9 protein-coding genes and 1 pseudogene are annotated in these 11,708 nt (G+C 58.8%); 6 read left to right on the top strand and 4 right to left on the bottom strand.

Annotated features, from left to right (window positions below; genetic code table 11):
• Window positions 1-371: 371 nt before the first annotated feature.
• A pseudogene (locus OOJ09_RS29480) lies at window positions 372-614 on the bottom strand (GlsB/YeaQ/YmgE family stress response membrane protein); the annotation flags it as partial.
• A 343-nt stretch (window positions 615-957) separates the two neighbouring features.
• Here OOJ09_RS29480 and OOJ09_RS29475 point away from each other — a divergent pair.
• The gene (locus tag OOJ09_RS29475) at window positions 958-1,824 is read left to right on the top strand and encodes a PRC-barrel domain-containing protein (protein ID WP_333474500.1); all 867 of its coding nucleotides are present in this window, start codon (window positions 958-960) and stop codon (window positions 1,822-1,824) included.
• Between the two features lie 558 nt (window positions 1,825-2,382).
• Here OOJ09_RS29475 and OOJ09_RS29470 read toward each other — a convergent pair.
• The 3 genes from OOJ09_RS29470 to OOJ09_RS29460 form a co-directional block, all read right to left on the bottom strand.
• On the bottom strand, window positions 2,383-2,778 hold the full coding sequence (locus OOJ09_RS29470; protein ID WP_269908578.1) for a response regulator: 396 nt from the start codon (window positions 2,776-2,778) through the stop codon (window positions 2,383-2,385).
• The gene (locus OOJ09_RS29465) at window positions 2,775-4,634 is read right to left on the bottom strand and encodes a PAS domain S-box protein (RefSeq protein ID WP_269908577.1); all 1,860 of its coding nucleotides are present in this window, start codon (window positions 4,632-4,634) and stop codon (window positions 2,775-2,777) included. Before OOJ09_RS29465 ends, OOJ09_RS29470 begins: the two co-directional genes overlap by 4 nt.
• 260 nt (window positions 4,635-4,894) lie before the next feature.
• Complete coding sequence (locus OOJ09_RS29460; protein WP_269908576.1) at window positions 4,895-5,593, bottom strand: FadR/GntR family transcriptional regulator; 699 nt, start codon at window positions 5,591-5,593, stop codon at window positions 4,895-4,897.
• A gap of 180 nt (window positions 5,594-5,773) precedes the next feature.
• On the opposite strand from OOJ09_RS29460, the gene OOJ09_RS29455 reads away from it, so the two are divergent.
• The 5 genes from OOJ09_RS29455 to OOJ09_RS29435 all read left to right on the top strand — a co-directional run.
• Window positions 5,774-6,565, top strand: a complete 792-nt coding sequence (locus OOJ09_RS29455; RefSeq protein ID WP_269908575.1) for a transporter substrate-binding domain-containing protein — start codon at window positions 5,774-5,776, stop codon at window positions 6,563-6,565.
• Window positions 6,566-6,634: 69 nt separating this feature from the next.
• The gene (locus tag OOJ09_RS29450; RefSeq protein ID WP_269908574.1) at window positions 6,635-7,306 is read left to right on the top strand and encodes an amino acid ABC transporter permease; all 672 of its coding nucleotides are present in this window, start codon (window positions 6,635-6,637) and stop codon (window positions 7,304-7,306) included.
• 18 nt (window positions 7,307-7,324) lie between these two features.
• Complete coding sequence (locus tag OOJ09_RS29445; RefSeq protein WP_269908573.1) at window positions 7,325-8,533, top strand: cysteine desulfurase-like protein; 1,209 nt, start codon at window positions 7,325-7,327, stop codon at window positions 8,531-8,533.
• A gap of 396 nt (window positions 8,534-8,929) precedes the next feature.
• Window positions 8,930-9,199: a hypothetical protein gene (locus OOJ09_RS29440; protein WP_269908572.1), complete on the top strand. Its 270-nt coding sequence runs from the start codon at window positions 8,930-8,932 to the stop codon at window positions 9,197-9,199.
• A gap of 351 nt (window positions 9,200-9,550) precedes the next feature.
• The coding region (locus OOJ09_RS29435; RefSeq protein WP_269908571.1) for a diguanylate cyclase domain-containing protein at window positions 9,551-11,708 on the top strand (2,158 nt) is incomplete at its 3' end.

Genomic DNA, 11,708 nt, shown 5'->3' with positions numbered 1-11,708 from the left:
CCGGAACGGCGCCGATCAGCTCAAGACAGTACGGCACGGCGGGGAAAACAGCATTCTGGAGGCGCGAACATCGCTCACGCCTGCTGAACCTATTGTTTTATATTGGAAAAATACGGTTCCATAATGTATGTTATGCTACTTTCGGATGTACGAGCAAAGTTAAAATGTCCCACTTCTGCAAAGTAGGAATGTCGCTTCCCCTTTGCTGAATGCCATTCTCCCCGGCGCCGTTTGTGAAGGCACTCGTGACCTTCGCACAGACGGGCATGGCCGACGAAGCGCTGGACAGCAGAGCGCTTCATCTGCGCTGAACCATCTTCCGTGCAGAGGTCTTGTTCTGGGTGAAGGCGACGAGTTCCTTGCTCAGCGCTTACCAGTCGACCTACAGCAATCAAAATACACGCGCCAACAAAGCCAGCGACCAGATAGCCGAGCCAACCGCTCAACGATATGCCGAGAATCCCAAGGAGGGCGTTGGCGACAATGGCGCCGCCGATCCCCAGTACAATGTTCATCAGCACGCCCATATTGCTTTTCATGATCATCTCGGCGAGCCATCCGGCGATGCCGCCGATGATAGTTGCCGCGATCCAACCGACGCCAGGATTCTGCATAGTTTCCCCTTTCCTCGAACCACAATTGGTCCGGCGGGGGTACGTTTCGTTAGCCAACAAAGTTCCTTGGCGTCAGATGCTCCGGCAACAGAAAAAGCGCGCTTGATTCAAACTCCTGACGGAGCGGTTTCCCTGTCCGAAAAAGCTAACGCGTCGGCTAGCTCGAGCTGCCATCATCGATAAACGAGAGGCTTTTTTCAAACAGCCGAAGCACCAGGGCAATGATGGAACTTCGACTGATGCGGCTCGTTGTGCAAGCGTCAACAGTGCCGCGTTCAGCCACCCCTGCGATGGTTCGGCCGAACGCGGCGTGCATCAACATAACGCACAAGGAAAACGTATCATGATCCGCCAACTCCTGGCTACCACAGCAATAGCCACGCTTCTGACGTCTGGACTTTGGGTAACCGGCGCCACAGCCGAAGACGCCACCAAACCTGCCAGCGCTACGCAGACCACCACGGCATCGGCGGCTGTTGCGGATGGCAGCCTCGTCACCAAGATCATCGGCGCCGACGTCTACGACAGCGCCGCAGACAACGCCGTGAAGATAGGCGATGTAAAGGATGTCGTCCTCTCCAAGGATGGGAAAGCCAAGTACATTGTCATCGGCGTGGGCGGGTTTCTGGGCATCGGTGAGAAAAACGTGGCCTATGATTTCAGCAAGGCCGAATGGGTCGAGAAGAAGGGTGAGCGCTGGCTGGTGGCAAAGACCACCAAGCAAGACCTGCAAGCTCAACCCGATTTTAACCTGAAGGCCTACGATACAGCAGCCGCGCTGAACACCAATGGCGTTGCTGCCAAGTCTACGAACGAAGATCCGGCTTGGGCCACGACCGACAAGACGGCCACCGCCGCTATCGACAAGTCTTCCCTGACCGAGATGCCGATGGACAAAATCAGCACCAAGGATTTCATCGGCACCACCGTTTACGGGGCAGATGACGCGAAAGTCGGAGAGATCGGTGACGTTGTCCTAACCGGCGACAAGAAGGTGGATGCGGTCATCGTGAACGTGGGCGGATTCCTGGGCATGGGCGAGAAGGCGGTGGCTGTAGGCCTGGAGAAATTGAAATTCCTGTCCGACAAGGATGGAAACCGATATCTCTATACCAATCTCACGAAAGCCCAGCTTGAATCCCAGACCGCCTATGACAAGGGCACCTACGCGCAAAATCGCGACAAACAGCGGATCATTGTTGCTCAGTAACTTGAGACGGGCCCGCGCCGGCGGCATTGCCGGTCGGCGCGGCCACCTCTTTTGGAGTTCGTGCTCCCGTCATCCGCTGTTGGAAAATAACGCCCTGCCCGAATGAGCGGCATCGAATGAAAGCCGTTAAACAGGAACCTTGCTGGGCATTCCAAGCTACACCGGTCGAGTGCCTTCCTATCCTGACTGGAACGACAAGCAGCCCGTCTCGGCCCCCGCCTAGGCGGGCTCTTTTCGTTGGGTGGGCAGCGCGAGCTGGGGGCAGCAGCAGACTGCAGCCCCCGTCCCTTGGCTGCTGTGCGCCCGTGGCGCCGGCAAGTCCGCAATGGGGCAAGCGGGAGACGAAAGGGCAAAGGCCGGATCGCGGAGCGCTTCCGAAATAGAAGGCACACCGCCACATTGGAAGGCTGGTGCGCGGGCGTGCTGCGCAAAGCGTCTATGCCGCGGGCCGCTGCCGCACGGGGGCTCTCAGCCTCCGAGTGCCAGTATCTTGCTGCTCATGGACTGCGCGCTTAGAGCGCCGCATGTCTGCGTATCGCCGCCCCGGATTGCCAATTTTCAATTCACCCTGCCGACGGGCTGGATCCCGCTTGGCACGTCGGAGAGAGCGAGCCGCAACGAATCGTCCAACTTCTCCTTGGAATACGGTTTGGCTATTATCGTCGATCCTCTCGCGAAGTCTGCCGCACCTTGTCCGTATCCGGTGGCACACACAATCGGGATGCCTCGCAGCCGTAGAGCGTCAGCGACGCGGTCGCTCCGCTCGCCACGTATATTCAGGTCCAGGACAGCCGCGTCGATTTCTTGGGTTGATATCAACGCAATCGCGTCGTTGATGGAGGTGGCAGGGCCGATAACAGTGGCCCCCAGCTCAATCAAGAAATCCTCGGCCAGCATGGCAATCAGGGCTTCGTCTTCGACGATGAGAACGCGCTTGCCAGAGAGGGTTGTCATTGCGCGAGTACTCCCGCTGCCAGAGGCGCATCGATCCTGCAGACGAGCCCCTGAGGTTGGAACTCCAGTGCGACCTCGGCCTCGAGATCCGCCGCCAAGCCCCGCTCGAGAAGGCGGGAGCCAAAGCCTCGCCTGGCCGGAGATGAAACTGTGGGGCCTCCGAGTTCGCTCCAAACCAGTTTGAGCCTGGGCTTGGGTTTGTCGGTGCGAAACCACTCGACGGAAATTGTGCCGGCCTCGTTTGAAAGGGCGCCGTACTTCACTGCGTTGGTCAGCAATTCATGGAAGGCGAGCGCCAGGGAAAGAGCTTGGTTCGGCTGCAATAGAATTGCAGGCCCAGTGGTGGAGACCCGGTTGGAGAACGCACTTTGAATCTGAAGGCTGTCGCAGACAAGTTGGTCCAATGATGCATGTTCCCAACTAGTCTGGGTCAGGATGTTGTGCGCTGCCGAAAGAGCCATGAGCCGGCCTTCGAACGCGGCATGAGCATCAGTGGCCTCCGTTCCTCTGAACGTCTGATGAGCGATACCCTGGACTACCGCCAGAGTGTTCTTCACACGATGGTTGAGCTCATCCATCAGCAGCTCACGATGGGCCTCTGATCGCCTTCGCTCGCTGATATCCACCACAGAGGCGAGCGCCATCAATCCTTCGCTCGTTTGGATTGGGCTGAGCCCAATCTCGACCGGCACCTCTCGTCCATCTTTGCGTCGGGCATACAGATCCCTGCCCGCCCCCATCGGGCGTGCCAGCGGCAAACTGCCGTACCCGCGGCGGAAAACCGGGTGCGAGCTGCGAGAGCGATCGGGGACAAGCATCTCGATGGGTTGCCCGACCATCTCCTCCCGCCCATAGCCAAATAGAGCTTCAGCATGAAGATTGACCAGAACAATGCGCCCATCCTCGTTCGTCATCACCATGCCACTTGGGGCAGCCTCCACGGCCGATCGAAACCGCTCCTCACTGTGGCGCATCGCCATCTCCGCCTGATCGCGTTCCGTGACGTCCACATTTACCCCGATCAATCCGCGAAACATGCCATTTGCGGAGAAGTGAGGACGAGCAGTCGTGAGCAGAACGCGATACTGCCCTTTGCAATTTCTGTAGCGACCCTGCACAGTGACGGCTGACTGTGTAGTCAGTGCCTGCATCATCCGCGCCCCAATATCGGCGGCATCATCGGGATGGATCGTTGGGTGCCAATTGAACGTGGGGACCTTATCGGTCTCCACGCCCCAGAACTCCCGAAGCATCCTGTTCAGATTTGTGCATTTGCCGGAGGCGTCGCAGGTCCAAATCATCACCGGAGCGTGTTCCGACATAAGGCGAAACTGTTGCTCGGATTCTCGCAACTCTTCTTCGGCAACTCTTCGGGCTTCTTCCGCCCGCGTCCGCTCGAGATGAAACCCTATCTGTCTGGCAATTGTCGTAGCGAGATTGACCTCGTGGCTGGCAAAGGAATGCCTGCGTCCATAGTAAGTCATGAATTTCCCCACCACCTCGCCTTGGACGGTCAATGGAATGAAAGCCAATCCAACGATGCCTTCGCTGGCAACCATATCCTTGACGCGGGCAGGTTCGTTTGTTTCAGCGATGTGCGAAACAAAGATGGGGTCCGGGTTGCGTTCGCCCACAACCCAAGGCGAGTGCCCTTCAATGGCCTTTCTGTACCCCTCGGATAAGCCGCGCGAAGCTACGAACCGCATCACACCTGCTCCGTCAAAGAGAAGCAGGGACGCGCGCCGGCACCCCAAGCCGTCACGAATGGCGTCCAGGCCGGCTTCAAAAGCCTCCTGGTTCGACTTTGCCCGGTACAATCGATCCGTCAGCACGTAAAGCGCGCTGAGTTCGTCCAAACTCTCCGTGGCATTCCGGCTGCCCCCGCTTACCTGCAACGTCGGCCCCTCCCCTTGGCGATTGGTCTTTTGCACCGCCGCATGAAACGCTGAACGGTCATCTTCGTTCCCATGGGTCAATTCCGCAGTTCGTCGTGGACGACCAGGAAATCCAACGCGACCCCTCCCTAGGAGGTGCGGATGCTCGATCCGTCCGGCGACTTTCATCTGTTCAACCAGGCTATCAAGAGTGGGTGCGGTTCGTCCTCCCGGTTACGGGCCTAATCCGTGGCGATGGAAATGCCGGCGCAGCGGGCCGTGTTGAGGATGTGGTTTTGCATCTCGTGGGTTGCGTTGGCCGCATCGCGCGCGCGCAGCGCTTTTATTATGCGCCTGTGCTCGGCGATCGAGGCCTGCATGCGGGCTGGTTCAGTGATTGGAATTGGCTGCATTTGTGTCTCGGTCAGCAGATCGCGAACGGACTGGTACAGATCAACGATCATCCTGTTCCGGCATCCGGATGCAATGATGGAATGGAATTCGAGATCCGCTTCGACATTGGACAACAGGTCACCGCGTTCCCAGTTCCGTTCCATAGTATCTGTTTCAATCTCAAGAGCCTGAAAGTCGGCCTCGGCCAGGGTCTGTGACGATAGTCCAGCTATCCGTCCTTCCAGCATGATGCGCGTCTCGTAGACGTCAGCAACCGGATAGCTGTCGGCGAAACGCCACCGCGCCATATTGCGCGAGGCCGAAGGCCTTGCCTGCGAAACAAACGTGCCTCGCCCTGGTTCCGTCTTCAGCAAGCCCAGCGTCTCGAGCGTCAGAAGGGCTTCGCGCAGCGAGGCGCGGCTGACCCCGAGGCTCTGCGCAAATTCGCGCTGGGACGGCACCTTTTCACCTGACCTCAGTTCTCCACTGAGGATCATGCCCTGGATTTTCCTCGCGGCGGCGTGGGGTACTGGGACACGCGAAAGCATCGAATTCTTCCATTCTGTGGCTGAGCCGACCGGCTGCGCCTAGGATCGCTCCCAGAGGTAACCGATCCGATGGGCCAACGGAATGCCTTGCATTTTGAAGAGGCTCATGATTGGTTGGTCGGACTGGTCAGACCGGTCTAACCACTCCAATCAAAAAAGTCATCAAAAAAGGGGAATAAAATGAAAGTGTTGAAAGCATTCTGGGTTTCGGCAGCATTTGCCCTGGCGTCCCTCAGCGCCGCTGCCTCGCACGCAGCCGAGATCAATGTCGGCGCCAACATCGGCAATGTTCCTTGGGAGTTCCAAGACGCCAGCGGTAAGATGGTCGGCTTCGAAATCGACCTGATGACGGAGGTAGGCAAGCGGCTCGGCATGGACGTCAAGTTCACCAACATTCCGTTCGCGGGCCTCTTTGCCGCGGTACAATCTGGTCAGATCGACGCTGCGGTCTCATCGATAACGATCACCAAGAAACGTCTTGAGTCGGTCAGCTTCGCCCAACCCTACTACGACAGCGACCAGTCGCTGACCGTCAAGAGCGACAGTGGCATCTCCGGTCTCGCCGGGATGGCCGGCAAGACCGTCGGCGTCGACACCGGTTCGACCGGTGACATCTGGACCACCGCGCATCAGGCCGAGACGAAAATCGCCACCATCAACAAGTATGAGGGGTTGCAGCCGGCGATGTTGGATCTGCAGGCGGGCCGCATCGACGGGTACATCTCGGACATCCCGGCACTCCTTTATTATTCAAAGGACAAGCCGCAGTTCAAAGTTGTTGAACGCATCAAGACCACTGAGCAGTACTCCGTGATGTTTGCCAAGGATGCGCCACTGGCCGCCAAGGTAAACGACGTCATCACCGCGCTCAAGAAAGACGGCACGCTGGCAAAGATCCACGAAACTTGGTTCGGCACCAAGCCCGATGAGGGGCTTGCCACATCGACTGTTCTGGATATGCCGAAACTCTGATCCCGGTCATCATGGGAAGGGAGACCGCTGCGCCGCGATCTCCCTCCACCGTGAAGCAGAGGCTGGGACATGTCCATTTTCGATACGTTTTTGAACTACCGCGTTTTCGTGGAAACCCTGCCGCTCATTTTGAGTGGCCTTGCCACCACGTTGACGCTCGGCGTCGTCTGCATAGTCGTCGGCTTTCTTGTCGGCATCGGCCTTGCAATGCTGCGGCTTTATGGACCAGCGCCAGTGCGTGTTTTGACCGTCGCCTATATCGATGTATTCCGATCCATACCGGTTCTGGTACTGTTGTTCGTCGTCTACTACGCGTTGCCTTTTGCCGGCATTCGGTTCAGTTCGTTCACTGCGGCAACCACTTCAATCTCGATGATATCGTCTGCCTATTCCGCCGAAATCATCCGCGCCGGCATCGTGGCTATTCCCAAGGGTCAATTCGAGGCGGCGCGAGCGCTGGGCCTCCACTTCTATTCGACCATGCTCAAGGTGATCCTGCCGCAAGCAATCAAGATCGTCATCCCGCCGCTGACTTCGAACGCCATCAACGTCATGAAGGACACGGCACTGGCTTCTGTGGTGGCAATGCCGGACCTTCTCAAGCAGGCAAACCAGGCCCAGGCGCTTGCCGCCAATCCCACGCCGCTGATCGTCGCGGCCGCCATCTACCTCATTATCCTGCTTCCGCTGGTCCGACTTGTCGGCATGCTCGAGAAGCGTCTCGCCAAATCCGAACGTTGAAGACCCACGAGGCCATCCATGTCGCTCGATATCGATTTTGTTCGCTCCCAGTTCCCGGCGCTGGAAACAGACTGGGCTTTTTTTGACAATGCCGGCGGGTCGCAAGTGCTTCGCCCAGTAGCCGAGCGCGTCGCCGACTATCTGCTCACCACAAGCGTGCAGACTGGAGCCTCCTACGGGCCCTCGGTCAAAGCCAGCGAGTTGCTGGCGCAAGCGCGGGCTCGCATCGCCACATTTGTCGGCGCGGCGCGGCCGGAAGAGGTTTTCTTCGGGCCCTCGACAACCGTGTTGGTGCGTTTCCTTGCAACCGCGATGGCCAGCCAACTCTCGGCGGGCGACGAGATTGTCGTGACCAATTTCGATCACGAGTCGAATATAGGCCCTTGGCTGATCCTCAAGGAGCGGGGCATCCTCTTCAAGGTGTGGGAGATCGATCCCGAAACGCTGATGCCGAGCCTCGACACCCTTGCTTCGCTAATGTGCGATCGCACTCGGCTGGTCTGCGTGACCCATGCATCCAATCTGCTCGGCTCCATCAACCCCATTCGGCAGATCGCCGATTTCGTGCATGCGCGCGGCGCGCGCATCTGCGTCGACGGCGTCGCCTATGCACCGCATCGGGCGCTTGACGTCCAGGAACTCGACGTCGACTACTACGTGTTCTCTTTCTACAAGACCTACGGGCCCCACTATGCGGTCATGTACGGTCGCCATGAGCTGCTGCTCGAACTCGATGGTCTGTACCACTATTTTTACGGCAAGGACAAAGTGCCCGGCAAACTCGAGCCCGGAAATCCCTGCTATGAGCTGGTCTGGGGCGCTGCCGGTATCGTCGACTATCTGGAGGCGCTCGGCCGAGGCCAAGGCCGCCGGGCGATCGAGGACGCATTTGACCAGATCGCGGCTCACGAGGCAGTGATTGGAGAACGGCTGCTGTCATGGCTGCGCACGCACAACGGGGTCCGTATCATCGGCGACCAAGGTTCGCACGCAACCGTTCGCGTGCCGACGATAAGCTTCACCGTTGAAGGCCACTCCCCTCAGGAGATCGTGACCCGAACCGACCAGGCCAGGATCGGCGTGCGTCACGGGGATTTCCATTCGCGCCGTCTGGCCGACGCGCTTGGACTGTCCCCCTCCGGTGTCATTCGGGTATCCATGGTGCACTACAACACGCTCGATGAAATCGACCGGCTGATCAATGCGCTGGACAAATCGTTAATGTAGGCCGGTTGTCATCAACGACGCCAACCTTCGTTGGGCTCTGCAACAGCAATCGCGGTTTTTTGCTGGACCGTGCTGCTGGGGCGATTTGGGCAATGGGCTTGCAAGCCGCTCAGGTTCGGGGGAGCGAAGGATCTCGGCGTCGGCTCGGATAGACGTCAACCCGACATTGGTGCGCTGGATGCGCGAGGCCACCTCGCCTCGCCAGGCACAGGCGGCGGCAGGTTTGCGCCGCCAGACCTGGTTTGAGATCAAACCTCGATTCCCCAAGCTTTCGCGAAAATTCCTCGCTGATAGGATCGGACAGGATCGTGCTGAGGTACCGCTCGCCCGTATCAGGCAACATGCAAAGCACTTGCCGGTCCGGGCCGACGCGCCGAGCGAACCGCAGTGTTTTTAATGGACGAACAGGCAATGGCCGCCGCTTTGGCGGCCAGAACTCAGAAGGCGAACATCCTTGGTGTGTTCGACGTCGCCAACAACACTGTAGCCGTAATCGAGAGCCGCCTGCTGGGCGAAGCCATCCATTTCGTCGCCAACGCATCGGTCCTGGGCTACGACGTTCGCGCTGCAGTGGTCGAATACGGAACTGCCGGAACGCCAGACATTCGGGCCAGAGGCTGCGCGGTGCTTTGGGCAAAATACGGTTCCGCCCTGCTCGGACCCTGAACAGACAAGTGAAACCTTTCAAAGTCGAGAAGCGACTGGAGACGTTCGACGTTGCTGGATCTTGGAAGCATCAGGCCGCGATGAAGTTCGCTTGGCTTTCAGGTCTGCGCTTGCCACGGAAAACGTCGACATGGAGTTCGGACCCTTCAACGAAAGGGGCGCTTTGCAATCCGTCGGAGGTGTCGATCAGCAGTCAGCTCTTGCGCCGCATCATGCGCGTCTTGGTCCTATATCGAAAGCGTATGAATGCCTTAAGTTCTCACGAAGGTTTGGGCCCTACAGTGGACGGTCAACCTGGTAGTGACAATGTGGCGAATCGCAACCTGTATCGCCTATCAACACGACCTCAGAATGGTTGCAGTCGCGGTTGCAGTCTGCGCACTTGGCAGTTTCACCAGCGCCGTGATCATTCAACGGGCATTCGTGGCCGCAACACGTACGATCCGCATGTGGTGGCTGACACTCGCGGGTTTAATTACAGGCGTGACGATTTGGACGACGCACTATACGGCCATGCTTGGATATGCAGCGCAGCTTGCACTGCGCATCTACACTGACATAGCTGGGCTTTCGCTCGCATCTTGCACAATTCTAGCCATTTCGGGTTGGCTCGTCGCCTTTGGAGATACCCGTCAGCGGGGCATGCTGGGTGGTGCCTTGGTCGGCACGGGACTCGCGACGGCTCACTTTCTAGATACATATTCCCTGCGCTTCTCAGCTGTTACTCGGTACGACCCTGACCTCTTGGTCATTTCAGTCGTCGCGGGTGTCGGAATCTGCGCTGGCGCCGGCTGGTTGTTCCAACGCTATCGGAACGTACCAATCGCCTGGCCGGCAGCCCTTGCCCTCATGACCGGAACGCTTGCGCTTCACTTTGTTGCAATGGCCAGCCTCACGGTCACGCCGCTGACGACGGAGAGGCGCACTGGCGGCACCGTGGACCTCAGCGCCATCGCGACCATCGTCGTGTTTGGCTGCATCATGATCCTCGTGGTGGCTTTGACCGTCGCCTACCACAGTCAGCGTCTCGCCCTCGCCACCGCCGCGGATCGTCAGCGATTGCGTACAGCTCTCGATGCCTTACGGGCCAGCGAGACCCACCATCGCGCTTCGATTGAACTCAATCCGCAGTTGCCGTGGCTGGCCGACGCGTCGGGCAACGTCGTGGAAATGGCGCCTCATTGGGTTGAACTGGTTGGCGGGTCCTTGGCCGACGCTCTGGGCCTGGGATGGACTGCCTCGGTTCACCCGGATGACCTGCCGGGGGTTGCAGCTTTGTGGTCGCAAGCCATCGAGAACGGTGACGGCAAGATCGCCGACACCCGCTACAGACTTCGGATGCAGGATGGAGCCTATCGGTGGTTTCGTGCACGCGCGCGACCAAGACGCGACGAGGTGGGCCAGATCACCGCCTGGTACGGCACTCTGGAAGACATTGACGATCAGGTGGCGTCGGAACTCGCGCTTCGCGAAAGCGAGGAGCGCTATCGGCTCGCCTCACGTGCCACCAACGATGTGATCTGGGATTGGTCATTCGAGCAAGGCCGAGCAACATGGGGCGGGGCAGTCGAAGAGGTGCTGGGCTACAAGAACTTGAACGAGACCACCGATTTGAAATGGTGGCTGGACCGGATTCATCCGGGGGATGTCGATCACGTCATTGCCGCGCAAAAGAATGCATTCGACTCCGGGGGAAGCGAATGGGATCAGGAATATAAATTCCGCAAGGCGGACGGAACCTACATCGACGTTGCTTCACGCTGCCTCATCATCAGAAATGAGCATGGCGAGCCTGCCCGCCTTGTCGGCTCGATGCTCGACATCACCGCACGCAAGCAGGCGGAAGAAAGTCTGCAACAAGCCGCCTATCACGATCCGCTCACCAAGCTGCCGAACCGCGCGCATTATGCCCGGATGTTGGATCGCGCCCTCGCGCGGGCTGGAAAGATGAGTCAATACGTCGGGTTGATTGTGCTCGACCTGAACAATTTCAAAACCTTGAATGACAGCATGGGCCACGCTGCCGGCGATGCGCTCCTCTGCGAGATAGCGGTCCGCTTGTTGAGATCCGTGCCTCCGGAGGCCACCGTGGCGCGTCTTGGCGGGGATGAGTTCGCCATCATTCTGCCGGGCCTGAGTTTGCTGGATGCCCGCGAGGAAACGGTGCGAAAGATCTTGGCGCCCTTGGAGAGTCCTGCGCTTATCGAGGGACTGCGTGTCGCCATCAGCTTCTGTGCCGGTGCCTCGATTTGGCCTCGCGATGCGGAGACACCGGGTGAGCTGATGAAATGCGCCGACCTCGCTCTCTATGCCGCAAAGGCCGACCTTCCCGGCACAATCCGGGTTTTTACTCCGGCGATGCGCGAGGTGTCAGAAAGCCGTGCCACCATGCTTGCTCGCGCACGGTCCGCCTTGGACGACGATCGCATCGTTCCCTTCTATCAGCCCAAGGTATGCCTTCGGACCGGGCAAATAGCCGGCTTCGAAGCGTTGTTGCGCTGGCATGACC

Origin of the sequence: Mesorhizobium qingshengii, from assembly GCF_027563465.1 — a bacterium.
In the GTDB taxonomy this organism is placed as follows: Bacteria; Pseudomonadota; Alphaproteobacteria; order Rhizobiales; family Rhizobiaceae; genus Mesorhizobium; species Mesorhizobium qingshengii_A.
Note: the sequence above shows the minus strand (reverse complement) of the source record. Positions and strands in the feature narration are given on the sequence as shown.

Bases quoted from the DNA above. Each gene is read 5' to 3' on its own strand.
- OOJ09_RS29475 (WP_333474500.1), top strand. From the start codon at position 958: ATGATCCGCCAACTCCTGGCTACCACAGCAATAGCCACGCTTCTGACG.
- OOJ09_RS29470 (WP_269908578.1), bottom strand. From the start codon at position 2,778: ATGACAACCCTCTCTGGCAAGCGCGTTCTCATCGTCGAAGACGAAGCC.
- OOJ09_RS29460 (WP_269908576.1), bottom strand. From the start codon at position 5,593: ATGCTTTCGCGTGTCCCAGTACCCCACGCCGCCGCGAGGAAAATCCAG.
- OOJ09_RS29455 (WP_269908575.1), top strand. From the start codon at position 5,774: ATGAAAGTGTTGAAAGCATTCTGGGTTTCGGCAGCATTTGCCCTGGCG.
- OOJ09_RS29450 (WP_269908574.1), top strand. From the start codon at position 6,635: ATGTCCATTTTCGATACGTTTTTGAACTACCGCGTTTTCGTGGAAACC.
- OOJ09_RS29445 (WP_269908573.1), top strand. From the start codon at position 7,325: ATGTCGCTCGATATCGATTTTGTTCGCTCCCAGTTCCCGGCGCTGGAA.
- OOJ09_RS29440 (WP_269908572.1), top strand. From the start codon at position 8,930: ATGGACGAACAGGCAATGGCCGCCGCTTTGGCGGCCAGAACTCAGAAG.